General features: G+C 44.3%; 25 protein-coding genes. 7 read left to right on the top strand and 18 right to left on the bottom strand.

The genetic code is table 11. The features are described from left to right. Positions 1-25: 25 nt before the first annotated feature. Genes V6M43_RS18220 through V6M43_RS18210 form a run of 3 tightly spaced genes read left to right on the top strand, consistent with a single transcriptional unit; the run spans position 26 to position 1531 of the window. Positions 26-316, top strand: a complete 291-nt coding sequence (locus V6M43_RS18220) for a hypothetical protein (RefSeq protein ID WP_332737805.1) — start codon at positions 26-28, stop codon at positions 314-316. Next, positions 309-842: a YkgJ family cysteine cluster protein gene (locus V6M43_RS18215; protein ID WP_332737803.1), complete on the top strand. Its 534-nt coding sequence runs from the start codon at positions 309-311 to the stop codon at positions 840-842. The genes V6M43_RS18220 and V6M43_RS18215 overlap by 8 nt, the downstream gene beginning before the upstream one ends. Beyond that, positions 839-1531: a thioredoxin domain-containing protein gene (locus V6M43_RS18210; protein ID WP_332737801.1), complete on the top strand. Its 693-nt coding sequence runs from the start codon at positions 839-841 to the stop codon at positions 1529-1531. Before V6M43_RS18215 ends, V6M43_RS18210 begins: the two co-directional genes overlap by 4 nt. Here V6M43_RS18210 and V6M43_RS18205 read toward each other — a convergent pair. Then, a complete protein-coding gene (locus tag V6M43_RS18205; RefSeq protein ID WP_332737799.1) occupies positions 1497-2306 on the bottom strand; it encodes a tRNA threonylcarbamoyladenosine dehydratase in 810 nt (269 codons plus the stop codon). The two genes, V6M43_RS18210 and V6M43_RS18205, sit on opposite strands and share 35 nt — an antisense overlap. 24 nt (positions 2307-2330) lie before the next feature. Between V6M43_RS18205 and dnaG the strand changes: the two genes are divergently transcribed. Then, positions 2331-4274 carry a DNA primase gene (gene dnaG / locus V6M43_RS18200; RefSeq protein WP_332737797.1) on the top strand — a complete coding sequence of 648 codons (1944 nt, stop codon included), beginning with the start codon at positions 2331-2333 and terminating at the stop codon, positions 4272-4274. Between the two features lie 13 nt (positions 4275-4287). On the opposite strand, the gene V6M43_RS18195 is transcribed toward dnaG, so the two are convergent. The 7 genes from V6M43_RS18195 to rpsO form a co-directional block, all read right to left on the bottom strand. Next, positions 4288-5892: a hypothetical protein gene (locus V6M43_RS18195; RefSeq protein ID WP_332737795.1), complete on the bottom strand. Its 1605-nt coding sequence runs from the start codon at positions 5890-5892 to the stop codon at positions 4288-4290. A 77-nt stretch (positions 5893-5969) separates the two neighbouring features. Then, positions 5970-6641: a YdeI/OmpD-associated family protein gene (locus tag V6M43_RS18190; RefSeq protein WP_332737793.1), complete on the bottom strand. Its 672-nt coding sequence runs from the start codon at positions 6639-6641 to the stop codon at positions 5970-5972. Positions 6642-6778: 137 nt separating this feature from the next. After that, positions 6779-7588, bottom strand: a complete 810-nt coding sequence (locus V6M43_RS18185) for a M48 family metallopeptidase (RefSeq protein ID WP_332737791.1) — start codon at positions 7586-7588, stop codon at positions 6779-6781. A 91-nt stretch (positions 7589-7679) separates the two neighbouring features. Beyond that, positions 7680-8327, bottom strand: coding sequence for a glycerol-3-phosphate 1-O-acyltransferase PlsY (gene plsY, locus V6M43_RS18180; RefSeq protein ID WP_332737789.1), 648 nt, complete (start codon positions 8325-8327; stop codon positions 7680-7682). Positions 8328-8377: 50 nt separating this feature from the next. Continuing rightward, the gene (gene prmA / locus V6M43_RS18175; RefSeq protein ID WP_332737787.1) at positions 8378-9211 is read right to left on the bottom strand and encodes a 50S ribosomal protein L11 methyltransferase; all 834 of its coding nucleotides are present in this window, start codon (positions 9209-9211) and stop codon (positions 8378-8380) included. Between the two features lie 58 nt (positions 9212-9269). Further along, positions 9270-11444, bottom strand: coding sequence for a polyribonucleotide nucleotidyltransferase (locus V6M43_RS18170; protein WP_332737785.1), 2175 nt, complete (start codon positions 11442-11444; stop codon positions 9270-9272). Between the two features lie 108 nt (positions 11445-11552). Continuing rightward, positions 11553-11825 (bottom strand): 30S ribosomal protein S15, encoded by a 273-nt coding sequence (gene rpsO / locus V6M43_RS18165; protein WP_332737783.1) that lies wholly within the window; start codon positions 11823-11825, stop codon positions 11553-11555. 127 nt (positions 11826-11952) lie between these two features. On the opposite strand from rpsO, the gene V6M43_RS18160 reads away from it, so the two are divergent. The 3 genes from V6M43_RS18160 to V6M43_RS18150 are packed head-to-tail and all read left to right on the top strand — an operon-like array spanning position 11953 to position 15194. After that, entirely contained in the window at positions 11953-12978 is a 1026-nt protein-coding gene (locus V6M43_RS18160; RefSeq protein WP_332737781.1) for a Gfo/Idh/MocA family protein, read from the top strand. Continuing rightward, complete coding sequence (locus tag V6M43_RS18155) at positions 12971-14074, top strand: glycosyltransferase (protein ID WP_332737779.1); 1104 nt, start codon at positions 12971-12973, stop codon at positions 14072-14074. Before V6M43_RS18160 ends, V6M43_RS18155 begins: the two co-directional genes overlap by 8 nt. Continuing rightward, positions 14067-15194, top strand: a complete 1128-nt coding sequence (locus V6M43_RS18150; protein WP_332737827.1) for a glycosyltransferase family 4 protein — start codon at positions 14067-14069, stop codon at positions 15192-15194. The genes V6M43_RS18155 and V6M43_RS18150 overlap by 8 nt, the downstream gene beginning before the upstream one ends. On the opposite strand, the gene V6M43_RS18145 is transcribed toward V6M43_RS18150, so the two are convergent. From V6M43_RS18145 to V6M43_RS18100, 10 genes are read right to left on the bottom strand one after another with little or no spacing between them, the layout of a single operon-like run. Further along, entirely contained in the window at positions 15175-15909 is a 735-nt protein-coding gene (locus tag V6M43_RS18145) for a cell division ATP-binding protein FtsE (protein ID WP_332737777.1), read from the bottom strand. The two genes, V6M43_RS18150 and V6M43_RS18145, sit on opposite strands and share 20 nt — an antisense overlap. A 43-nt stretch (positions 15910-15952) precedes the next feature. Then, a complete protein-coding gene (locus tag V6M43_RS18140; RefSeq protein ID WP_332737775.1) occupies positions 15953-17200 on the bottom strand; it encodes a sulfate adenylyltransferase subunit 1 in 1248 nt (415 codons plus the stop codon). 17 nt (positions 17201-17217) lie between these two features. Beyond that, positions 17218-18705, bottom strand: a complete 1488-nt coding sequence (locus V6M43_RS18135) for a TSUP family transporter (RefSeq protein WP_332737773.1) — start codon at positions 18703-18705, stop codon at positions 17218-17220. Between the two features lie 9 nt (positions 18706-18714). Next, complete coding sequence (cysD, locus tag V6M43_RS18130; RefSeq protein ID WP_332737771.1) at positions 18715-19626, bottom strand: sulfate adenylyltransferase subunit CysD; 912 nt, start codon at positions 19624-19626, stop codon at positions 18715-18717. A gap of 26 nt (positions 19627-19652) precedes the next feature. After that, positions 19653-20372 (bottom strand): phosphoadenylyl-sulfate reductase, encoded by a 720-nt coding sequence (locus tag V6M43_RS18125; protein ID WP_332737769.1) that lies wholly within the window; start codon positions 20370-20372, stop codon positions 19653-19655. A gap of 34 nt (positions 20373-20406) precedes the next feature. Then, positions 20407-21318, bottom strand: coding sequence for a cysteine synthase A (gene cysK, locus V6M43_RS18120; RefSeq protein WP_332737767.1), 912 nt, complete (start codon positions 21316-21318; stop codon positions 20407-20409). 27 nt (positions 21319-21345) lie between these two features. Continuing rightward, a complete protein-coding gene (gene epsC, locus V6M43_RS18115) occupies positions 21346-22161 on the bottom strand; it encodes a serine O-acetyltransferase EpsC (protein ID WP_332737765.1) in 816 nt (271 codons plus the stop codon). Between the two features lie 13 nt (positions 22162-22174). Further along, on the bottom strand, positions 22175-22972 hold the full coding sequence (cobA, locus tag V6M43_RS18110) for a uroporphyrinogen-III C-methyltransferase (protein ID WP_332737763.1): 798 nt from the start codon (positions 22970-22972) through the stop codon (positions 22175-22177). Position 22973: 1 nt separating this feature from the next. After that, positions 22974-24692 (bottom strand): NADPH-dependent assimilatory sulfite reductase hemoprotein subunit, encoded by a 1719-nt coding sequence (locus tag V6M43_RS18105; protein ID WP_332737761.1) that lies wholly within the window; start codon positions 24690-24692, stop codon positions 22974-22976. A 27-nt stretch (positions 24693-24719) separates the two neighbouring features. Beyond that, positions 24720-26585 carry an assimilatory sulfite reductase (NADPH) flavoprotein subunit gene (locus V6M43_RS18100; RefSeq protein ID WP_332737759.1) on the bottom strand — a complete coding sequence of 622 codons (1866 nt, stop codon included), beginning with the start codon at positions 26583-26585 and terminating at the stop codon, positions 24720-24722. Positions 26586-26618 lie beyond the last annotated feature (33 nt).

Below are 26618 nucleotides of genomic sequence, written 5' to 3'. Positions count from 1 at the left end.
CAAATGATTTTCTAAAAATTCATATATGGCAACCTATTCCGAACTACAGCCGGGTAATTTTTACCTGGTGAAAGGAGATGCTGATACAGATATCGAAATGATCTCTGTACTGGCACTTACTGATAAATGTATTTTATTAAGAAGTTTCGGGCAGGTTGAAGAAGACTTCTGGAAGCTCCGCACCGATACCATTTTCGAGGTGATCGAGGAGCTGGATTATGACAGTGCCGCTGCTATCCTTTCCCTCTATGAAGAAGAGGAGGAAGAGGAAGTTGAGGAAGGGGTTGAGGAAGACTGGGAGGAAGAGGATGACTGATCTCCTGCCTTTGGTGAAAGATCTTGCTGTCATATCTCTTGCTGCCGACCAGCGGCTGCAGGAGAATGAAGCCTTCCGTGATTTTATCCGCAACTATCCCGGCGATGTGGATGGCATGGTGCAGGAGATCAATAAATCTGTTGAGCCCTTCATCGATTGTACCAGCTGTGGCAATTGCTGCCGTAGCCTGATGATCAATGTAAGCGAGGAAGAGATATTGCCCCTTGCGCAGCACCTGCAACGGAATCCTGAAGAAGTTAAAGCGGCTTACCTCGAAGAAAGCCAGGGAGGACAATTCGTTATCAATACGATCCCCTGTCATTTTCTGGAGGATAATAAATGTTCTGTATATGAATATCGCTTTGAAGGCTGCAGGGCATTCCCTCATTTAGATGAATCTGGTTTCAGCAAAAGGATGTTTGGGCTGCTGATGCATTATGGCCGTTGCCCGATAATCTTTAATGTGATGGAAGAACTGAAACATCGCACTAAATTTGTAATAGAAATCAATCAGCTACCACTATGACAAGGCTTGTATTTTTGCTTTTCGTTGCATTGATGACATGGAGTTGCCAAACAGCTGCGCAAACTGAATACCGCCTCAGCCCTGCTGCCTTTGAAGGAAGGCTGCAGGATAAAACCGTGCAGATTTTAGATGTGAGGACTGCAGGTGAATTTAAGTCGGGTTATATAGCCCAGGCCATGCAGGCCAACTGGCTTGATAAAAAAGAATTTGAAGAACGTACCCGTCATCTTGATAAAAGCAGGCCGGTGATGATCTATTGTGCATCTGGGGCAAGAAGTGGGGAGGCGGCTGAGCTAATGCGTTCAAACGGATACAAGGTTTATGAACTCACGGGTGGATTGAATAAATGGAAGCGGGATGGGAAAAAAGTAACGGGCGAAAAATCTACCAGCCAGATGAGTACCTCCGAATACCAGCAGCTTATTAATCAGCCGGGACTTGTACTGGTTGATTTCGGTGCTTCCTGGTGCCCTCCCTGCAGAAAGATGGAACCCGTGCTGGCTCAATTACAAACAGAGCTGGAAGGAAAATTCAGCCTGCAGAAGATTGATGGCGGCATCAATACAGATGTGATGAAATACATGAAGGTGGAAGGGCTCCCCCATTTTTTTGTGTATAAGGATGGAAAGCAGTTATGGCAGAAACAAGGACTTGTTAGTCTTGATGAATTGAAGCAGGTTCTTCAGTAACGGCGCTGCCATAAAGTTCCCTGATCACAACACTGGCGCACATGCAACCAAAAATGGCTGGCATATAACTGATGGTGCCGATCAGTGATTTTTTGGGGTAAGCTTTTTCTGTTTCAATGATCCTGCTTTGGTCAACTATTTCAGGGGAGAAAACAACCTTGATACCACTTCGGATACCGAGTTTGTTCAGTCTCTTTCGAACATACCTGGCAAGATTGCATTGATGGGTGTTTTCAATTTCCGTTATCGTTACCTGAAGCGGATCAACCTTTCCCCCTGCACCCAGTGAACTCACAACGGGAAGTGCCAGTTCAACACAGCATTGCAGAAACGCTACTTTGGGTGAGAGGGTGTCAATACAATCCACCACAAAATCATAGTCGCCTGCTGTGAGGATCTCGCGAATTCTTTCCCCTTCAATATGTTCACGAATTACGGTGAGGCTGATATCCGGATTGATATCCCTCAATCTTTCTGCCATGATATCCGCTTTGGGCTTGCCGGCAGTTGAATGAAGCGCAGGGATCTGCCGGTTACAATTGCTAAGATCTACTTTGTCGCCATCAACAATTGTCATCCGCCCTACTCCTGCCCTAGCGATCATTTCACTGCATATGCCTCCAACACCACCGAGTCCAACCACCAGCACATGTTTGTTCATAAGACTCTTTACCGGTTCATCACCCAGCAATAATTCTGTTCTTGAAAGCCAGTAAGGAATCATGGTTTGTAGTTTGAGGTGCAAATTTAAGGTTACATTTCCTGATCTCTTCATCTCTACGTAATTTGCCCTTCCTTCATGATCACACAGGCCACTATACAACAGATCCTCAGTCGCATTGATATTATTGATGTGGTGGGCAGTTTTGTTAAGCTTAAAAAGAGAGGAACAAATTACCTGGGCCTCTGTCCCTTTCATAACGAGAAGTCACCCAGTTTCACTGTGTCACCCAATAAGGAGATCTACAAGTGTTTTGGCTGTGGTAAAAGCGGCAATACCATCAGCTTCGTGATGGAGCATGAAAAGTATAGTTATGTGGAGGCCTTGAAGTGGCTGGCGCAACGCTATAATGTGGAGGTGGAAGAAACTGAGGTGAGTGCTGAGGTAAAAGCACAACAACAGGTTGCCGACAGTCTCTATATCCTGAATGGATTTGCGCAGAAGTATTTTTCGGAAGTGCTTTTGCATGATGAGGAGGGGCAGGATATCGGGCTCAGTTATCTTAAGGAGCGGGGTTTCAATGAAGCCATTATTGAGAAATTTCAATTGGGTTATTGCAAGGAATCGCGCAATGCATTTGTGACGGAGGCGCTATCCAAACAATATAACCGGGAGCTGCTGGTTAAATCGGGACTGGTGGCTTTACGCAATGAAGAGCTGGTAGACAATTACCGGGGAAGGATCATTTTTCCTATTCATAATACCACGGGTAAGGTCATTGGATTTGGTGCGCGGATCATTAAGAAAAATGATCGGGCACCAAAATATATCAACACACCGGAGAACGAGATCTATATCAAAAGCCGCATTCTTTACGGGATGTTTTTTGCAAGGCAGGTGATCGATAAGTTTGAGGAGTGCCTGTTGGTGGAAGGCTATACGGATGTGATATCACTGCACCAGGCCGGTATTGAAAATGTTGTTGCCAGTGGAGGAACATCTCTTACTACTGAGCAGATAAGGCTGGTGCGCAAGTACACCAATAATCTGACTATCATCTACGATGGCGATGCAGCGGGCATTAAAGCAGCTTTAAGGGGACTGGATATGGCCCTTGAAGAAGGGCTGAATGTAAAGCTGGTACTGATACCCGACAAGGAAGATCCCGACAGTTATGTAAACAAGGTAGGCGCTGAAGCATTCAGGAATTTTGTTGCAGAGAATAAGAAGGACTTTATCATTTTCCAGCTGGAGGTAGCGTTGAAAGATGCTGGCACCGACAGCCAGAAGAAGGCGGCGGTAGTGAACCAGATGGCAGAAACATTATCAAGGATCAATAAGGCGGAAGATTTCACGCGGCAGCAGGATTATATCCGTCAATGTTCGGAATTGCTGCAAATAGAAGAAAGTGGATTTACCAACCTGGTGAATAAATTTATCCGGGAAAAGGTGAATAAGTTTGAGAGCAAACAGTTTTCTGAACAGGCCTATTCCAATGATGAGATGCCGCCGCCGATGGATTTTGATGGTTCGGCATCTGATGAAGGATTTCAGTTGTTGCTGAAAGATGAATTACAGGAAAGGGCTGTTGTGCGTGCGCTCATTGAATTTGGAAGTATGCAATGGGATGATACAACTAAAGTGGCAGACCATATTTTCAGTGAATGCGTGGAGGATGATCTGTTTGATAATAAGAAATTGCTTGAGGTGATCAATACCTATAAGCTTTGGTATGATGCAGGCCTTGAGCCCACAGCAAAGAATTTTTTCTATCATGAGAACCAGGAGTTAAGTGCGGTGGTGGTTTCACTGCTGGAGTTCCCTTATGAGTTAAGTGATAAATGGAAAGACAAGTTTGAGATGGCGGTCAGTTCAAGAGAAGATTCCTATAAGCAGGAAGTGATCTCTACGCTGGGGTATTTAAAGTTGAGGAAGATCAAAAGAATGATCGATGAAAACCAAAAGGATCTGGGAGTGCCGCACTCACCCGAAGAGCAGCTCAATTTATTGGCTACCCACAAAGCATTGAAAGATATGGAGCGCGAATTACTCCGTCATCTGGGGACGGTTATTGTTCGGTAAGCTTCCTGTTTATTCATGGTCGATGAAGGGCAACGGCTCCTGACCGGTTGGCAGCAATAGAAGCACCACTAAGGCTGTTTTTTCTGTTGGGTGTTCTCTTAAGATTCGCTTTATAAGCCTCCTGCGCCGCTTCATTTTTACCTGCAGCCAGTAACATATCACCAAGTAATTCTCTTGCCGGGATCACCTCTCCTGGTGTGACGGGGTGCTTTCCTGTTTTCTCTTCGAGTTCTGCTGCAGCCTGCATGCCTGCTAAGGCATTTTCTTTATCACCTTCTGCAAATTGGATCCATGCATTTGCCATTTTAACCTGGATCAGTACCTGGTTGGCTTTATATTCATCCCCTGATTTCACCAGTCGGGCATGCTGTTTTTCCAATGAGGTAAGATCTTTTTTTGCAGCAACAATATTGCCTGTATGCACCGCTCCCAAAACCCGTGTGAAATGAAGTATGGCTTTACTCCATGGGTACTTATCCATATCAAATAAAGTTGTGGTAGTGTCAAGCGATGCGGCTTCTTTCCAGTTTCGAAGTTCCAGCACATAACGGGCCGGCATAGCCGCAATCGCATAGGTTGAGGTCTGGCCTTCGGGGAACATACTTTTCATGGAACGGAGATAATCGATTTGTTCTTTTGCCTTCTGTTCCTGTCCGGTTTGCAGATAGGCATAGACCAGGTAATCCATGGCATGAAGTTCCTGGTCATTGTGTGCATTGGCACCAAGTGCTTCTGCATAGCATTTTGCGGCCGCTGCAGAAGCAAGGTTCGATTGTATAGATTCATCCCACAAACCCATGCGGGTGAAAATATGGGAAGGCATATGCAGTGCATGGGCCGATGAAGGCGCTACGGATGCATATTTGCGGGCAGCCTCAAGTCCCAATGGTGCGAGCTCGGGATAATCATAATTATGAATGATATAATGAACAACTCCTGGGTGATCGGGCCTGCCAGGATATAGTTTATTGAGAATTGCACCAGCTTTTTTCTGGTTGGTATAAGTTTTATCACTAGGATCAGCTGTAGCATCAAGGGCTAGGGTGTATAAAATTGCTGCCTCTTTATCTTCAGGGTATTCGAGGTAGATCTTTTCCATTGCCTGTTCATACTGCTTTGCCCTTGCGGCATGTTTAAGCTCTTCATGCCCGTTGAAGAATGTATGGATGGCTTCTATATAGGCTTGTTCCCTTTTATTGCTTCCTTTCAGGTTAAGGGCGATAGAGCTAGCCCTGGCTCCTTTTTGTAATTCTTCTTTATTAGGAGCAGCCCAAAGCGGATGGAAATTGGCCATTGCAATTCCCCAGTAGGCCATAGCGCAGTCAGGGTCATTCTCCAGCACTTTTACAAAAGCTTTTTCTGCCTCACTATATTCAAAGGAGTGAAGTAGGGCAAGGCCCATATTGAAGGTATCGCGTGCCTTTTCAGAACAGGAGAAACTGAAGTCTGTTTTACCAAGCTGGCGTTGGTCGGGGCCGCATAGGACAATATCCCCTCTGCGTAAATTTTCTATACTATTGATTGCATTGGCAGATTCCTGATTCTTACCCTTGCAATAAACAAGCAATAGGCTGATAGATAGCAGCAACAGCCAGATGGACAAGATTGATTTTTTCATTTTTGAGAGATTAAGGTTTACAGTTATCCGGCAACTCTCTCAAAAATGCTTGCAATAAGGAAGAACCTGAGACCGGCTTATTTTTCTGCCGGATTCTTTTTTCCTGCCATTAATTTTTCAACCGTAGCAGAGAGTCGATTCTGTTTTGTTTCTTCTTTACGGGCGCTGGTGATCCATTCAACGTATTCCTTTTTGTTGGTAAAGGAAAGTTTCTCAAAATGTTCCAGGGCCTTTTTATGCTTCTTGAGAGTGAGTTGTTTCTGCAGGGCTTCAGGAATTTCAACAGTTCGATTTTTGAAATCAACACCTTCCGTTTCAGCTGGCAGTCCACCATTAGCGGAAGCCCTGGCCATAGCTTTGATCTGCTCACATTTTTTGAAACGGAGTGCGCTCCAAACTGAATCGAGGGCCACCTGGCGTACACCTTCATAGCCGGCGCTTACCACCATATTCCAGCTACAATCGCGGTTGAGATTAGAAACGATCTTGCTGGTGGTTTTGGGATAGGCGATCCAGAGTTTTGATTCTTCATGGAGAGCAGGGAGAACATCCTGGAGAATACCGTTCAACTGGTTTTCGTTGATGGCAAAAACCAAGGCAAAATCTATCCTCCTGCTCTTCAGGAGTGGGGTAACATTTTTTGCAAAGGTCAGCTTACTGAATTGCTTCTCGATGGATGATGGTAATCCCTGGATTAGCAGATTTTTTTCTTCTTTGTATTGGAGTTTCTCGAATAAAGTCTGCGTCATACCTGGTCTAAATTAACTGAAGAGATAATTATAGCGGGAGGCAAATTTACAAAAATTCGGGCGCTATGGCAATTAAAACCATGAAAAAATCCCACCGCCATGCGATGGGACCTTGTTATATAAGGGTAAATCATTAATTATCTGCCCATGGGCTTGTAATATTTCATCGCTTCAGGCATCATCTTCTGCAACTGCCTGATCCTTGTTTCTTCTGCCGGGTGAGTGCTGGCAAACTCAGGCGGACGCTGACCCTTGTTGAGTGCTGCCATACGCTGCCATAAAGGAACTGCTTCCTGTGGGTTGTAACCAGATAAGGCTGTAAAGATAAGTCCCAGCTTATCGGCCTCTAATTCATTGCTGCGGCTAAATGGTAACATCACACCATAGGTTGTTCCAATACCATAAGCATTCATGAACAGGTTCTGGGTTTCAGCCGGTTTACTACTCATGGCAACTGCAAGGGCAACGCCACCAAGCTGCTGTAATAGTCCCTGGCTCATACGCTCACTACCATGGTGTGCAAGTGCGTGTGCAACTTCGTGTCCAACAACCACTGCCAGAGCAGCTTCGTTTTGTGTAACAGGCAGAAGGCCGGTATACACTACTATTTTCCCGCCCGGCATACACCATGCGTTTACTTCTTTAGAATCAACCAGATTATATTCCCATTTGAAACCTGCCAGTTCTTCAGAAAGGCCTTTCTCGCTGTAAAATTTGGTAACGGAGTTGGCAATACGCTGTCCTACCCTTCTTACCATCTCGGCATCTTTGCTTGCGGAGGCGCTAACAACTTTATTCTGCGAGAGGAATGATTGGTATTGTTCTACTGCCATCGCCTGCACCTGTGATTCAGGTACCAGTGCTAACTGGTTTCTGCCAGTGATGGGATTTTTGCTACAGGATACGATGCTGGTAGCAAAAGCAGCGGCTATTAAAATCTTCTTCATGCTATTCGGGTTTACAGGTTATGTATTCAATTCTTATACCAACCACTGTAAAATTACAGAAGAAGACGTTAAACCACTCAAAAAGAAGAAGTTAAAGCCGGCGTTTGCGTCGGCGGTCGCGATATTTCAGGATGGGAACCTTGCTTTCACTACCCCTTAACAAACGGGTAATGTTTTTCTGGTGCGTGAGAATTACCAGTAATGCCACAACGATGGCGAATACACGATAGGCGTGATTATCAACATTGAAAATGATGAGAATAAAAACCGGGAAAGCAACACTGGCGAGAATAGAACTTAAGGACACGAAGCGCGTTAGATAAAGCACCAGTAAAAAAACTCCTGAACATCCAAGGGCCGTCCAGGGAGAGATCCCAATCACCAATCCAAAAAGGGTTGCTACACCTTTGCCCCCCTTGAAATCGGCCCAGAGCGGAAATACATGTCCAAGTACTGCCGCCATTCCTAATCCAAGCTGAAGATTGGTAAAGGCTATATCGTTTTCAAAATAATAGGGAACCAGTAAAGAGAGTTTAACAGCAAGAAATCCTTTGAGCACATCAATGACCATTACCAGCGTACCCCATTTTGAACCCAGAACCCTGAAGGTGTTGGTAGCACCAGCGTTACCACTTCCATAGTCGCGTATATCAATACCGAAATAATGTTTACTTACCCATACTGCGGTAGGTATAGAGCCGATACAATAGGCCAATAATATCAGCAAAGCCTCTTTCATGTAGTGTTTAAGTTGGATTTCAAAAATAGGGAAAACAGGCTATTAAAAATTCATCTGTTTGTTTCTTTAACAACAAGCTCCCAGCATAACCAGCTATTTCTTTCCAGCTTATTAATTAACGTAAGTGAATGCTCTTCTATTGCAGACAGGAGATCAGAACCATCAGATTGCAATAAGCCGCTGATCACTATGAAACTGCCTGCAGCACTGTGTTTCACCATTTCGCCCAACTGTGATAAAACAACATTCCTGTTTATATTTGCAAGAATAATATCATATGTTTCTGAAACAGGAATGCTATCTGTCAATTGTATTTCTATCTTAGAACAACCATTACGAGCAATATTTTCCCCGGTGTTTTCAATGCTCCACGCATCATTATCAATGGCCTTTACAGATGCTGCACCCATCTTTTCAGCAAGTATTGCGAGTATCCCTGTACCGGTTCCGAAATCAAGCACTTTTTTGCCATCAAAATCGATGGAACGCATTGCTTCCACCATCATATAAGTGGTTGCATGATGGCCTGTTCCGAAACTCATTTTTGGCGTGATGATAATGTCATGCGTAACACCGTTAACAGGTTCATGGAAATCGGCCCTGATGGCACAATATCCATCCACCACAACAGGTTCAAAACCTGCTTCCCATTCGGCATTCCAGTTGCGCTGTTCTATTGTTTCCGTTTCCCATTTTACTCCTAACGGCTGCAGGATCTCCTCTACCATCGCAGGTTCAAAATTGGTGGATGGAATAAAGGCTTTTAAAACAGAACGTTCATCCACGAATCCTTCAAAACCTGCGTCGGCCATCAGGGCCAGGACAATATCTTTCTGTTCTTCATTAGTAACAGCAATGGATACCTGCTGATAGCTATTGCTCATATGGCGCTAATTAAAAACCCCGACCAATGATCGGGGTTTTGGTTGTTAATCTTAAAATTTAATCGTTGCCATATTCCTGCCTTGAGTTGCCCTGGCCTTCCGGCTTGGGGAGCAGAATTTTACGGCTCAGTTTGAATTTACCAGATTTAGGATCGGTACCGGTCAGTTTAACCTTAACCATATCCCCTTCTTTCAGAACACCTTCCAGTGTTTCAAGTCGTTTCCAGCTTACTTCAGAAATGTGGAGCAAGCCCTGCTTGCCGGGAAGGAACTCTACAAAAGCGCCATAAGGCTGGATGCTCTTAACAGTTGCTTCATATACATCTCCAACAGTTGGCTGGGAGGCGATACCCTTGATCCAGTTGACTGCCTTATCAACATTTTCCTTCTTGGTACCAAAGATGCTTACTTCGCCCTGGTTATTCTTCTCTTCGATATTGATGGTAGTACCTGTTTCACGCTGCATTTCCTGGATCACTTTACCACCTGGTCCGATCACTGCACCGATGAATTCTTTATCGATAAAGAGTTTAACCATGCGTGGTGCATGAGGTTTAACATCTTCGCGAGCTTTGTCGATTGTTGCATACATGGCATCAAGGATGTGCATGCGACCACGGTTGGCCTGCATGAGAGCCTGGCGCATGATATCCATGCTAAGGCCATCAACCTTAATATCCATCTGTACACCACAGATACCATCGCGGGTACCGGTCACTTTAAAGTCCATATCACCTAGGTGATCTTCATCGCCCAGGATATCAGTAAGTACGGCAAACTTTCCTTCCTTGGTGATCAGTCCCATTGCAACACCAGATACGTGTTTAGGCATTGGGATACCGGCATCCATGAGGGCAAGTGAACCTGCGCATACAGTAGCCATGGAAGAAGAACCATTCGATTCCAGGATATCACTTACCACGCGAACGGTGTAAGGGAAATCATCACCCGGCATCATTTGCTTTAAGGAGCGCATGGCAAGGGCACCATGACCAACCTCGCGGCGGCCCGGACCTCTCATCATCTTCACTTCACCGGTTGAGAATGGAGGGAAGTTATAATGCAGGATGAATTTGGTATAGTCAGATGTGGCTGCGCTTTCAACGAGTAATTCGTCGAGCGGCGTACCGAGGGTAACAGTAGTAATTGATTGTGTTTCACCACGGGTAAAGAGGGCAGCTCCATGCGGAGAAGGCAATACATCAATTTCCATGGCCAGCGGACGAACATCTTCAAGGCCACGGCCATCAAGACGAACACGGTCGTTCAGGATCATATCACGAACAACATAGTATTGAAGGTCGGCATAGAAATTCTTTGCCTGCTTCTTGATGGTGTCATCAAGACTTCCACCTTCTTCAACATTATATTCAGCTTTCAGGTGTTCCATCAGTTCAACACCGATGGCATCAAACTTATCGCTGCGATCATGTTTTGCAAGGGCTGCTTTTGCAACTGCGTAAACCTTATCTTTTGCGAATGCTTCAACCTTAGCTTTCAATTCTTCATTGAGAACAGGTTTCGCATATTCACGCTTGGTAGTAACGCCCTTGAGTGCACGAAGTTCGAGTTGGGCTTTAACCTGCACCTGGATTGCTTCATGGGCGAGTTCAATAGCACGGATAAGATCTTCTTCCGAACACTCTTTAGAACCGCCTTCCACCATCATGATATTCTTTTCGGTGGCAGCGATGATGAAATCCATATCAGCTTTAGCGAGTTCAGAGCGGTAAGGATTCACGACGAACTCACCGTTGATCCTGGCGATACGAACTTCAGAAATACTTTCCTGGATGGGAATATCTGAAACAGCGAGTGCTGCAGATGCAGCGAGGCATGCAAGAGCATCGGGCATAACTTCAGGATCGCTCGACATGAGGGTAACGAGGATCTGAACATCGCAGAGATAGTCTTCGGGGAAAAGAGGGCGAAGCGCACGGTCAATCAACCGGCTGGTAAGCACTTCATAATCGTTGAGTTTGCTTTCGCGCTTGAAGAATGATCCGGGGATACGACCTGCAGAGGCAAATTTCTCCTGGTAATCTACTGTGAGGGGAAAGAAGCTCTGACCTTCTTTAGGTTCTTTGTTGGCGACGGCGGTAGCGAGGATAATACAATTTCCCTGGCGTACGGTAACTGAACCATCGGCCTGGCGAGCCAGCTTTCCAGTTTCAATAGTGACTGTGCGGCCACTGCTGATATCGAAGCTGACGTTAATAGGTTGTGATAACATAGAATGCTATGGTTTAAATGCTGTTAGACAAAAACAGATGGCATGCAAAAAAACTATTCCCAACCGTTCAAATTAGTTGGGAATAGTTATATCATATCATCAGCTCACTTACTTTCTGATACCGAGTTTCTCAATCAGCTGGCGATAACCAGTCAGGTTGTGCTTGCTCATATAAATGAGGAGGCGCTTACGCTTTCCTACCATTTGCATCAGTCCGCGGTGAGTAGAAAAATCTTTCTTGTTAGCCTGCAGGTGTTTAGAGATAGAGCTGATACGTTCTGTGAGAAGGGCGATCTGTCCTTCTATAGAACCTGTATTTGCAGCGTTGCCACCAAATTCAGTGAAAATGTTAGCTTTTTTTTCTTTAGTTAAATAAGACATCTTTTCTTTTTTTAAGAAACATCCAATAGTTAAATCTGCTTAAATTGGCGGCAAAGTTAAGGGAAATATCCAGATTTAGCTTTCAATATGCCATTTTTTTTGGATTTTGCCTCCTTATTCTACGCCCATGCCCTATCGTTATGCAATCATCGGATGTGGCCAGATCGGCCGGCGACACGCCAGCCTAGCTGCCGGCATGGGGCGGCTGGTGGCTTTATGCGATACCGACCCGGCAAAATTAACTGATCTCTGCTTACAATATGGTGTGCCCGGATATGGTCAGATGGATGAACTCCTGGCAGCGGAAAAGCCTGATATTGTTGTGATCTGCACGCCAACCGGGCTTCATGCATATCAGGCTATTGATGCCCTCAGGGCGGGCTGCCATGTACTTTGTGAGAAGCCGATGGCTATTTCGGGCCCGGATGCCAGGTTGATGGTTGAAGCAGCCAAAGAAGCCGGTAAGCGCCTTTTCGTTGTGAAGCAGAACCGTTTTAACCCACCGGTCACCTATATAAAAGGATTGCTGGATGAAGGGGCCCTTGGTGATATCCATGGTTTTCAGCTCAATTGTTTCTGGAACCGAAGCATCTCCTATTTTGCGTCTTCACCCTGGCGGGGTAGCCTTGATCTGGATGGCGGACCCCTCTACACCCAGTTCAGCCATTTTATTGACCTGCTCATCTGGTTCCTTGGTAAGCCAGGGCGGATCCTTCATGCATCGGGGAATAATTATTCGCATCCTGATATTTTATTTGAGGATGAGGGACAGGTAGTATTGGAAATGGAGAATGGGGCGACAGGAACCATCCAGTATAGTCTGAATGCATGGCGCGAAAATATGGAAGGATCGCTTGCCCTCTTTGGCAACAGGGGAACGGTAAGGATTGGTGGAACTTATTTGAATGAACTGACCCATTTTGCGGTGGAGGGCTTAGCGTTCCCTGAATTGCCACTGGCGGCCGCGGCCAATGATTATGGATCTTATCAGGGCAGTATGAGTAATCATAATCTTGTTTATAAAGCGATGATCGATTCACTCCAGGATGATTCCTACAAGTACATGGACCCGGCGGAAGGAATTCTATCGGTGGAGCTGATTGAAGATATCTATGGCATCATGCGGCAACCCGGAGGGAATATTAATGGGTAAGAAAAAACTCATCTTTTCAGTAACGAACGACCTTGTGTTTGACCAGCGAATGCAAAGGATCTGCACCAGTCTGCAACAGGCAGGTTATGATGTTATGCTGGTAGGTTTTTCAACAAAATCCTCTCCCCCCCTTTCTGCACAGGTATTCAAACAGAAAAGATTCCGGCTCTTTTTTTCAAAAGGGAAGTTGTTTTACCTGGAATATAATCTGCGGTTATTTATATGGTTGCTTTTTCAGTGGGCCGACCTGATGGGTGCTATCGACCTCGATACTATTATCCCCGTTTATTATGCGTCGCGCATCAGAAACAAAAAAAGGGTATATGACGCCCATGAGCTTTTTTGTGAGATGAAGGAGGTTGTGAGCAGGCCAACTATTTTCCGGATATGGAAATGGGTGGAAAAAAAATATGTACCGCGTTTCCCATTAGGATATACAGTGAATGCTCCGATAGCGCAGATTTTCAAAAATGATTATGGGGTTGTTTATGAGGTGATCCGGAATGTGCCGGTATTGGTGGAGAATAGTTTTTCATTGGAAAAGGAACCATACCTCTTATACCAGGGTGCTGTAAATGAGGGACGAAATTTTGAAACCCTTATACCGGCCATGCAGTGGGTTGATCTTCCTCTTTGGATTTGTGGGGATGGAAACTTTATGCCACAGGTAAAAATGCTGGTGGCAAAATATAATCTGCAGGATAAAGTAATTTTTAAGGGTAAATACTTACCTGAATACCTGAGAACAATTACAGCAAATGCATCACTCGGATTTACCTTATTTGAAAATAACGGGTTAAGCAACTATTTGTCGCTCGCAAATCGCTTCTTTGATTATCTCCATGGAGCCACTCCACAAATATGTGTAGACTTCCCTGTTTACCGCCAATTAAACAATATAGCCCCTGTTGCTGTTCTTGTGGATAGTAATGATCCTGTTGTGCTGGCTGATTTGATCAACAAAACCCTGGCAGATGGTTCATCCTATAGAAAATTGCAGGAGAACTGTTTGGTAATGCGTGAAAAATGGTGCTGGCAACAGGAAGAAATTATTCTTTCCCGATTTTATCAAAATATATTTTCAATTGGTGCCTGAACCTGGAATCATACATATAATTAGTCACGATGTTCCATATCCGCTTGATTATGGTGGCGTGATCGATATCTTCTCTTCTATTAAGGCACTGCATGAAGCGGGTGTTGGAATAATTCTCCATTGCTTTGATTATGGCAGGGGACGTCAGCCTGAATTAAACAAATACTGCAGGGAAGTACATTACTATGAAAGGCAGGAAGGGCATAAAGGTTTTTCATTCAGTTTACCCTATATGGTAGCGTCAAGGTCAAATCCGGAATTGCTAAACCGGCTGGCAGAAGACGACTACCCCATTTTGCTGCAGGGAGTTCATTGTACATTCCTTTTGCAGGATGAACGTTTCAGTAAAAGAAAAATGGTACTCCGATTATTCAATGTGGAAAGCAGGTATTATAAACAATTAAGTAAACACGAAAGGTCGCTGGCAAAAAAAGCCTATTACCTGAATGAAAGCAGACTGTTATGCTCATACGAAGCAAAAATTGCGGATAGGTTACCTATACTTTCACTTTCAGATAAGGATACCCGTTATTATAAGGAGAAGTTTAATGCCAGGCAGGTCATGACTGTTCCGGTATTCCTTCCCCACCAGCAAATAAGATCCTCTGAGGGGGCTGGTTCATTTTGTTTGTACCATGGAAACCTTGATGTTGCAGAGAATATCAAGGCGGTAGAATGGTTACTTAATAATGTATTTGACGAGATGAAGATACCGTTGGTGATAGCAGGAAAAAATCCTTCTTCCCGCATGGAAAGGCTGGCACATCTCCGCACCCATACCTGCCTTGTTGCAAATCCTGAAGAGCGTGAACTGGACGATCTTATAGCCAAGGCCCAGGTCAATATTCTTCCCTCATTTAATGAAACAGGGGTGAAGTTAAAACTTCTCAATGCACTTTATAATGGCAGGCATTGTGTGGTGAATGATGCTGCTGTTGATGGAACACCACTCGGGCCGCTTTGTCATATTGCAGAAACAGCGGCAGCCATGCAGCGCATTGTACAACAGTTATTCCATCTCCCATTTGGCGAGGAGGAAATAAACTTGCGAAAAAATGTATTGAATGAGCATTATAACAATGCCGGAAATGTAAAAAAGCTTATTGCATTCCTACAGTAGCATTGTCTTCCACCCGTCCACGTTCTGTTTTAAGTGTTCTTGCAGGGTATTTACGGATCACTACATAATCGTGGGTAGCCATTACAACTGCCGCACCGAAATCGCGACTGATATGAAACAGTAGTTGCATGATCTCATCAGATGTTTCCGGATCGAGGTTGCCGGTTGGTTCATCAGCAAGTATCAATTTTGGTGAATTAAGTAGTGCCCTTGCAATATCGACCCTTTGTTGTTCACCACCGCTCATTTCAAAAGGCATTTTGAAACCTTTTGATTTCAATCCCACTTTTTCCAGAACATCGGAAATCTTTTCATCCATGAGTTTATCATCTTTCCATCCTGTAGCGCGAAGAACAAATTTGAGATTCTCATTTACGTTGCGGTCGGTCAGTAATTGGAAATCCTGGAAAACCACGCCGAGATTACGTCGAAGGAAAGGAACTTTTTTCCAGTCCATTTCTTTGAGGTTGAATCCTACTACCGAGCCCTCTCCCTCTTTCAGGGTGAGGTCACCGTACAAAGTTTTGAGGAGGCTTGATTTTCCGGTACCTGTTTTTCCTACCAGGTAAACAAATTCACCTCTGTGGATACTGATATTAACATCCTGCAGGATGAGGTTATCACCCTGGTATATATTTGCATTCTGTAATTCGATGATCTTTTCTGCCATTGCCGGATTATTGATTCCGACAAAAATAAGGAAGGTGTCTGACACATGTTCGATATATGTTCGAACATGTGTCAGACACCTAAACTCGTTAGCTGATAAAACCAACCCCTACCGTGCTGTTGGAGCCTTCATCGATCAGGATGAACCTGCCGTTATGCCGGTTGTTGACATATTTGTCGGCACTAACCGGGCGGGCGGTTTTGATGGATACATACCCGATTTCATTCAGGCCTATTTCTTCGATGCCGTCAATGGTCTTATAATCGATCACATTTATACTGCTGAAGAGATTGGTGACTTTTGCTTTAACACGGTTACTTCCATGCTGAAGCAGATAGCTTCTGCCGGCTTTTAACGGTGTATGATCGAGCCAGCATACCTGGGCGGAAATTTCTTTCATTTGCTCGGGAACCTGGTCTTTCCGAACAATCATATCACCCCTGCTGATATCAATTTCGCTCGACATGGTAATGGTTACACTTTCGCCAGCCTCAATTGAGTCAACTTCTTTTTCAAATCGAAGAATACTTTCAATGGTAGATTCCTGTAGGGATGGCAAGGCAACAATGGTATCTCCTTTTTTCAGGGTGCCACAGGTAAGTTTACCGGCAAAGCCACGGAAGTCGTGCCACTGCTCAGATTTGGGCCGGATAACATATTGAACCTGGAACCTGGCAGGATAGCGGATCTCCTGTGAATGCCATTCAATGTTTTCCAGGTATTCGAGTAGCGCCGTACCATCATACCAGGGAAAGTTATCGGAACGTTTTGAGATATTATCGCCATAGAGTGAAGATGCAGGTATGAATTGCAACTGCTGCTCTTTAAAATTCGCTTTTGAGAATAGTGATTCGAATTGTTCACGGATATTATTAAAATGTTCTTCCGAATAATTCACAAGGTCCATTTTATTAACGCATACAACAACATAGGGTATGCGAAGCAATTGGGTGATATAGAAATGGCGATGGGTTTGCTCTACGATCCCGTTGCGTGCATCGATCAATATTATTGCGACCTGTGCGTTACTGGCCCCGGTGATCATGTTGCGGGTATATTCAAAGTGACCGGGAGTATCCGCAATTATGTATTTGCGGGAAGGTGTTGAGAAATAAATATGGGCAACATCTATCGTGATACCCTGCTCGCGTTCAGCTATAAGGCCGTCAGTAAGAAGGGACAGGTCGGTATAATCAACACCCCTGCGCTTACTTGCTTTTTCAATAGCTTCCAGTTTATCCTGGGTGATGCTGTTGGTTTCAAAAAGCAGCCGACCGATAAGGGTACTCTTTCCATCATCAACACTGCCTGCGGTTGCTATTCTAACAATATCCATATTAAGTTTTTATTCTTTTATACAAATGATTTTATGATCAGGCGTATACTCCAGATCATTACAATAATCCCCACCCCAATCATCATTGTTTTTGCGGGAAGTTTTCCTGCAAGTTTTGCTGAAATGGGCGCGGCAATAGTTCCACCAAGTAACAACCCTACCACCACGGGCCAGTGCCCGATACCGGCGGTGAAAAAGAAAGTTGCCGCACTTGCCATGGTGATAAAAAATTCGGTTAAACTTACGGTACCAATGGTAAATCTTGGACTTCTGCCTTTAGAGATCAGGGTACTGGTTACGATAGGACCCCATCCACCGCCGCCGAAAGAATCGAGGAAACCACCTGCGCCTGCAAGCCATCCAACGCGTTTTACTTTCACATTAATATTTGTTGGCTGGAAGGCCCTGCTGAATATTTTGAATCCAAGGAACATGGCATAAAACGCTATGATCGGCATCAGCCATTGACCTGCATGCTCACCTAAGAACACCAGCATTGCTGCGCCAAGGATTGCACCAAGTACGCCTGGAATAAGCAGGTGCTTGAATAGTTTCTTGTTCACATTACCAAAACGATAATGGCTGTATCCGCTTACGCCTGCGGAAAATATTTCTGAGGTGTGGATGGCCGCACTCACTGAAACAGGATTAACTCCAGCTGTGATCAAACAGGTTGCAGAGGTTACACCATAACCCATTCCCAGCAGTCCATCTACCAATTGTGCGAGGAAACCGGCAAGCATAAAAAGCAGGAATTGTTGGTTTACATATTCTTTGGCAACACCCCATAGTTCAGGAATGGGAGGAAGCGGAACAGAAGAAAGAAGTATATGCCCCACAATCATTGCGGCAAAAAGCCAGATCATGCGGGAGGCAATTAATTTCCATTTTCTTTCCTCGTTAACCCTTGCCGGTTGTTTATCAGCAACCAGCACTTTGGTGATGTCATTGAGTTGTTTAACCTTATCACTGAAACTACCGTTCATGCGCAGTCGCAGTTCCTGCATGTTGTTGAGTACCTGGTCCATCTCCGGCGGAATAGAATCATTGAACAATTCCTTCAGTCTCTTAGCAACAGTGGGAGATTTCCCATTGGTACTTATGGCGATTTTCAGGTCTCCTTTATTGACAATACTGCCCAGGTAAAAATCGCATAGATCGGGTGTGTCAGCAATATTCGCAAGCACCCCGGCTTCTGCCGCAGCCTGTTTCACCGAAGCATTAAGTTGCTTATCATTAGTAGCGGCAATAACAATATCTTTTTCAATAAGGTCACTGCTTTCAAAGGCTTTCTGCACCAATTGAAGTCCGGCATGCGTTTCTGCCATAGTTCTGATTGCCTCACTTATTTCAATAGCAACAAGGGTGATGGTGGCATCAGGAGATGTTCTCAGGAGGGAGTTTAGTTTTTCTTCTCCTACATATCCGCCACCTACCACCAACACACGAAGCTGATCGAGTTTAAGGAAAACCGGGTAAAGGTTATTGGTGCTTGTATTGGGCATTAGTAACAATTAAAAATAACCTTCTTTCTTACGCTGTTCCATTGCAGCTTCGCTCCTTTTGTCATCCATACGGGCGCCTCTTTCAGATATCTTGGCAGAGAGGATTTCGCGAATGATATCATCTATATTGTTAGCGCTCGAAGCAACAGCTGCGGTACAGGTCATATCACCAACAGTACGGAAACGGACTGTTTCTTCAAATGGAATTTCTTCCGCGGAGGTATTCAGGAACTCACTATGCGGCCAGATCATTCCATCTCTTTCAATTACCTGGCGCTGGTGGGTAAAATAAATTGATGGGATCTCCAGTTCTTCTTCTTTGATATAGGTCCACACATCTAATTCAGTCCAGTTACTAATGGGGAATACCCTTACGTTCTCTCCTATATTGATGCGACCATTCAGCATATCAAATAATTCCGGCCTTTGTTTCTTTGGATCCCATTGGCCAAAATCATCACGTACAGAAAAGATGCGCTCTTTTGCTCTTGCTTTTTCTTCATCACGCCGGGCACCGCCAATACATGCATCGAACTTAAATTCTTCAATTGCATCGAGGAGCGTGACGGTCTGCAATACGTTTCTGCTGGCATACTTACCCGACTCTTCTTTTACTTTACCAGCGTCTATACTGTCCTGCACATATCTCACGACAAGATCAGCTCCTGTTTCTTTAACAAGACGGTCGCGGAATTCAATTGTTTCAGGGAAGTTATGTCCTGTATCCACATGCAATAGTGGAAAAGGAATTTTGCCTGGCCAGAATGCTTTCTGGGCAAGGCGTACAAGTGTAATTGAGTCCTTTCCTCCGCTGAATAGAAGGGCTGGATTTTCAAATTGCGCCGCCACTTCCCGCAAAATATAGATGCTTTCATCTTCCAGCATCCTGGGAAAAGCGGGTATGGGTGATAATTTCGACATGTTGATGTTCTTACTGATGCTAAAATTTAATTAACCTGTTTATTGGCCGGGATCTTTTCCTGGTGTAGCCCGCATTCTTTTTGCGATGCTTCCCACCACCACCTGCCTGCCCTGATATCTTCTCCGGGTTCAATTGCCCTTGTACAGGGGGCACAGCCTATACTGGGAAAACCCTTATCATGCAATGGATTATAGGGAATATTATTTTCTGTGATGAATTGCAACATATCCTCGTAGGACCAGTCGAGCAATGGATTCAATTTCAACAGCTGCCTGTTTTCATCAAACTCCGCAAACTCCAGGTTATGTCTGTTCTCACTTTGTTCGGCCCTCAAGCCTGTTATCCAAACTTTGGCGCCAAGCAATGCACGATTAAGCGGTTCTACCTTTCTTAGGAAACAACATTCCTTTCTGTTTTCAACAGATTCATAAAAACTGTTTACACCTTTTTCATATACCATGGCCTCCACTTTTGCAGCATCAGGAAAGTATACCCTAACAGGTATCTTATAACGCGCAACAGTTCTGTCAAGAAGGTCATACGACTCCTGGTAAAGGCGGCCCGTATCGAGTGTAAAAATTTCGATAGGAAGCTTTTGTTTTGCGATAAGGAATGTAATAACCTGGTCTTCCTGGCCGAGTGAAGTGGAAAAAACCAATCCATCCGAAAAAAGCGGGCAAATGTATGCAAGCCTGTCTTCAGCAGAGAGAGATGAGAGTTCTTTATTTAATTGTATAAGATCCATTGAAAATATAAATACTATTGAGATGATATATTAATCAATACAGTCCATCGATCGACAAATAGCGTTCACCGGTATCATAGTTAAAAGTAAGGACGGTACTACCTTCAGGAATATCTGCGAGTTTCTTTGCAACTGCTGCCAGTGATGCACCACTTGATATTCCCATGAAAAGACCTTCTTCCTTAGAAGCACGCTGTGTATACTGGAATGCCTCTTCTTTACCAACGCCAATTATGCCATCAAGAATCTCAACATTGAGAATTGAAGGAACAAAGCCCGCTCCTATCCCTTGTAATGGATGGGGAGAAGGGGATCCACCGCTTAATACAGGTGACAATTCAGGTTCAACTGCGAACACCTTAAGGTTTGGGAATTTTTCTTTCAGTATTTCTGCACAACCGGTGATATGCCCGCCTGTACCCACACCAGTAATGAGATAATCAATACCGTTCGGGAAGTCGCGAATAATTTCCTGTGCGGTAGTCTGGCGATGTACTTCTGTATTAGCCGGATTATCAAATTGCTGCGGCATCCAGGCATGGGTAGTTTGTGCCACCAGTTCTTTTGCTCTTTCAATGGCACCCTTCATTCCTTTTTCGCGGGGTGTGAGTTCAAAACTTGCACCATAAAGACTCATGAGTCGTCTCCTTTCAATGCTCATACTTTCAGGCATTACAAGAATGAGTTTATAACCTTTCACCGCCGCCACCATTGCCAATCCTATTCCTGTATTACCGGATGTTGGTTCAATAATTACGCTGTCTTTATGCAGGATACCTTTCTCCTCTGCATCTTCAACCATAGCAAGTGCGATCCGGTCTTTTATACTTGCACCCGGGTTGCTTCTTTCGAGCTTGATATAAACATTGTGTTTGTCGCCAAACAGCCTGTTAATCCTAACATGTGGAGTATTTCCTATCGTTTCGAGAATGTTTTTTGCCAGCATAGTTTAATAGAGTTTGAGAGTTTATGTTTATATCACCCAGTTCAGGGGTTCTGTAAAATCTTTTTTATTCTTGACAGTTATGATAGGCTGGTGATAAACCATGCTTTGTGCAGGTACCGATTCTGTGACGAAACAGTTTCCTCCTATTATACTATCGCGCCCGATAATTGTTTTTCCACCAAGTATTGTACTGTTGGCATAAACAATAACATTGTCTTCAATGGTGGGATGTCTTTTTACTTCAGCCTCCTCCTTTTTCACTGCAAGCGCACCGATTGTTACGCCCTGGTAGATCTTTACATTCTTTCCAATGATTGACGTTTCTCCTATCACCACACCTGTTCCATGATCTATCATAAAAGGAACCCCAATGGTAGCGCCGGGATGGATATCGATACCTGTAATTGAATGCGCCCATTCGGATATCATCCTTGGCATTAGTGGAACCTGTAACCTGCAAAGAACATGGGCGATCCGGTAGGCAGTAACAGCCATAAATCCAGGATAGGTAAGTACCACTTCTTCAATGGAGTTTGCCGCCGGATCAAATTGAAGCAGGGCATTAGCATCTTCCAGCAGTTCTTCTTTTATCTTGGGAAGAGAATCAAAAAACTGGTTACTTATTGCTTCCTCCCCTTCCAGTTCATATGACTCACTGAAAGCAAACAGTATTTCCAGCAGTTGATTACTTAGGGCTGCCTGTTTTTTATTATGTCGTAGTTCATAGGTTTTTTCATTTTCCACCACGGGGAAAAGGAAATCAATAAGTTCCTGGGCAAAATCGATGACCTGTTTTTTTCTCGGAACTGATGAACTTAGTATATACCCGTGCGTTAGGCTCATAAAATTTTTTTAATCAGGCGATTTGTTGTTTAAATAATTGCTGTTGTGCTGCAAACCAGTTAAGCTCCTGGTGGTATTTTACTACCTCGCCCACAATTATGAGGGAAGGTGTACCAACTAAAGCCTCTGCAACCAATGCTTCGATGCCTGACAAATTTCCGGAAATTACCCGTTGGTTCAATAAAGTTCCATTTTCTATTACTGCAACCGGAGTTGAAGGGCTCTTCCCTTCCTCCATAAGTGCAGTTGCAATATTTCCAATATTTTTTACACCCATATAAAACACAATCGTTCCATCAAATGCCGCCAGCAAAGGCCAGTCAAAATTCAGTCCGGTCTTTTTACCCTTTTTTGTATGCCCGGTTACGAACATAACACTCTGGGAAGCATCCCGATGGGTTAAAGGGATGCCGGCATAGGCGCCGGCAGCAAGGCTGCTGGTAACGCCAGGAACAATTTCGAAATCAATACCATTAGCTTTTAGAAAGGAGGCTTCCTCTGCACCCCTTCCAAATATTAGCGGATCACCACCTTTAAGACGAACCACCTGCTTACCTTTCAATGCATGTTCTACCAACCATTCGTTGATAGTTTCCTGGCGGATTGCAGAACAATAGGGTAATTTTCCAACAAATATTTTTTCGCAACCTTCCGATGCCCACGATAATATTTCCATGTTGATCAGGTTGTCATATAAAATGACATCAGCAAGTTCAAGAACCGCTTTCGCACGAAGCGTCATCAACTGGGGATCACCGGGACCGGCGCCAGTGATGAATACTTTCCCTGGATGGTTGGTTATAGCTTTCATATTATATATGATGGAAATCTGCTTTACTAAACTGGTGTTTTATCACACCTTTTCTGACTATATAATCCCCAAAAAATTCCCCCGCTGATCTTTCTGAAGCATAGGACCCGATCAGTGGGTCAAGGGTGTTGAGAATCTCTTCTTCGGTCAATGCTTCCCGGTAGAGCACATTCATCCTGTCGCCATTAAATGCGGCACCAAGATATAAATTGTATTTGCCCGGCGCCCTGCCAACAAACCCGATTTCACCCAGGTAAGGCCTGCCACAACCATTGGGACAACCAGTCATTCTGATAGTGATAGGCTGGCTGCCGATTCCGTGATTATTCATCAGCACATAGATCTTATCTATCAGTGATGGAAGGTATCTCTCTGCCTCACTATTTGCCAGCGGACAAAGATTTAAGGCAACACATGCTATAGAATGCTGGTGCAGCGTACTTACCTGCTGATGTGCTTCAATACCGTATAATTCAAGAAGGTTTTCAACAGCGGGTTTCTGTTCATCAGAAACATTTCCAATTACCACATTCTGGTTGCCGGTAAGCCGGAAATCACCCCCATCAAGCATCTCAGCTATAGCCCTCAAACCTTTCCTAAGCTGGAATTTTTCTGAATCCTTCACCCTGCCACCTTCAATGTAGAGGGTGTTGAACCATTTCCCATTTTTGCCCTTAACCCAACCATAGCTATCGCCGTTAGTTGTAAAAACATATGGTCTTGCTGGTTCAAGATCATAGCCAAGCCTGCGATTAAGCTCGTCTTTAACGAAATCCAATCCAACCATGTCAATTGTATATTTAAACCTCGACAGTTTCCGGTTCTCACGGTTACCATAATCTCTCTGAATGGTCAATATTTTCTCACAAACATCCACTGCCTTTTCTACTGGCGCATATCCGATAACGTTTCCGAGGCGCGGGTAAGTATTGTCATCGCCAAAGGTCATTCCCATTCCACCTCCTACTGAGAAATTGAATCCGGCCAGTTTGCCGTTCTCTTCAATGGCGATCACCCCAACATCATGGGCAAAAACATCCGTATCATTATAGGGAGGGATGGCAAAAGTTATTTTGAACTTACGAGGCAGGTAAGTTTTACCATAAATAGGTTCATCAATTTCCTCATCATCTGATTGTCCGGCTACCAATTCATCATTCAACCATATTTTAAAATAAGAGGTGGTGCGTGGATTCAGATGATCGCTTACCGCCTGAGCAACCGCCTGTACATCATCGTGAATGGCAGATGTATAGGGGTTCACGGTGTTCATCACATTACGGTTAACATCACCGCAGGCGGCTATGGTACTCAATAATGAATCATTTATTTCACGTATGGTCTGCTTCAGATCATGCTTAAGGATATTATGCAATTCAAAAGCCTGCCGGGTGGTCAGTTTAAGAGAAGGCATTCCATATTTTGTGGCTATATCATCAAGGGCAATCCATTGGGCCGGACTTGCCACACCACCAGGAACCCGCACACGGATCATGAAAGAATAAAGAGGTTCCAGTTTTTGAGCTTTTCTTTCTTTATCAAGTTCGCGGTCACTCTGAACATAACTACCGTGAAATTTAATGAGCTGCTGGTCCTGTGAAAAAAGGTTGCCGGTAACTTCATCGCGGAGACTGTCGGGAATAGTGCCTTCCAGGTATTTGCTTTTTTCTTTTATATGTTCTACCTCACTGAGTTTTGAACGGTCTTCGTTAAGCGACATAAAATGCTTATGATTTGAAGTTTGTTTTTAATATACATCTTCCTGGTACCTGCCCTGGCGGATGAGTTGTTTCACATAATCTACTGCATCTTCTTCAGAAAGACTGCCTTTATCCTGTACAATATTGATAAGGGTTTGCTTTACATCTTTAGCCATACGTTTTGCATCACCACAAACATAGAAATGTGCACCTTCCTGAAGCCATGCATATAATTCATCAGCATTTTCGAGAAGGCGGTTTTGAACATATATCTTTTTGGAGGTATCGCGCGAAAAGGCAGTATTCATTCTTGTAAGTACTCCCTGCTTGAGGAAGCGTTGCCATTCGGTCTGGTAGAGAAAATCGGTTGTAAAATGCTGATCACCAAAAACCAGCCAGTTCTTTCCTTCTGCGCCTGTTTCAGCCCGCTCTTCAACAAATGCACGGAAAGGTGCAATACCTGTTCCTGGTCCGATCATGATTACCGGTGTTGAAGAGTCTTCGGGAAGCCGGAAAGATTCATTTGTTTCAATGAAAACACCAATTTCTTTACCTACTTCTAATTGATCAGCAATAAAATTAGAAGCAACTCCACGATGATGTCTTGCATGGTTATGATATTCCACCCGGCTTACAGTAATATGAACTTCTTCGGGATGAGCTGCATAGGAACTGGCGATGGAATACAGGCGAGGCTGCAGTGGCAGCAGGATCTCTGATAACTGCTGTGCACTGATGTTTGCCGGGTAGGCCTTGAGGATATCAAAAATATCTCTGCCATATACAAAGTTCAGCAAAGCCTGTTTATCGGTAAGGATTGATTTCAGGGAATGAGCCAATGCCGGATCGCCAATAAAAGGAAGATAGGCATTCAGAAAACTCCCACTAATAGTTGTGAGTTCAGCTTTCTTTTGCAGGTATGTTACCAGATCAATACTGATATCCTTTGAAGTGATTTGCTGTGTGGCGTCCCATTTTTTCAGGGACAAGATCTCGTCAACAAGTGTTTGTTCATTTTCAACCCATATTCCTACTGTGTCACCTGGCAGGTACTCTAAGCCACTGCCTTCGAGTGACAATTCAATATGATAAGTTTCTTTCGCTGATCCACGACCATTGAGTTGTATCTTTTCAAGAACTGTGGCCTTAAATGGATTTTTTCGGGTATAGCTAACTGGTTGTATCGTTTTAGCATGTCCGTTACCATTGGAATGGATGGACTGTGTGAGCACTGTACCAGGCCCCATACCGGCAAAAGATTCCTGTAATTTATTCAGGATAGCTTCCACCCATATTTCTGCTGTTTCCTCATAATCCACATCAGCTTCTACTCTATCCAAGAGACGGATACCTTTCAGCGCTTCAAAACGCTGGTCGAAATCGCGACCTGTCTGGCAGTAACTGGCATAGCTCCTATCACCCAGTGCCAGCACCGCATAGCGGGTGTTTTCGAGGGTGGCGGCTTTCCTGCTGTGGATGAAAGAGTGAAGATCTTCAGCAGCTGGTGGAGGATCACCTTCGCCATGCGTGCTCACGATCACCAGAAGGTATTTCTCCTCTTTCAACTTGTTACCCTGGTATTGGTTCATATCCTGCAATACAGCGGTGAAGCCTCTCGCAATTAATTTATCGTGCAGGGTTTTAGCAACTTTCTTGCTGTTTCCGCTTTTTGATCCATAAAGCACAGTGATCGAATCCTGTGCCTGAAGAGGTTCCGTTGATATTGATTCTGCCGGAACGGGAATACGATTGATCAGTTGGAGAAGTTGTTGGTTACCCTGCTGAAGTCCGGTCAGGTAGCCGGCCAGCCACTGAAGCTGGCGATCTGAAAATTGCTGAAGCAGATTTTGCACCTGTTCCTGTTCTCCCCTGGAGAAGAGATTGGCCGGAAGTGCTACGGTGGCAATACTCATAAGTGGTTTTTAGAGATAGATCCTTTATTAGGA

The sequence above is a fragment of the Flavihumibacter sp. genome (assembly GCF_036676075.1).
Classification (GTDB): Bacteria; Bacteroidota; Bacteroidia; order Chitinophagales; family Chitinophagaceae; genus Flavihumibacter.
The sequence above is the reverse complement of the archived record's forward strand: the minus strand, read 5'-3'. Positions and strand labels throughout refer to the sequence as shown.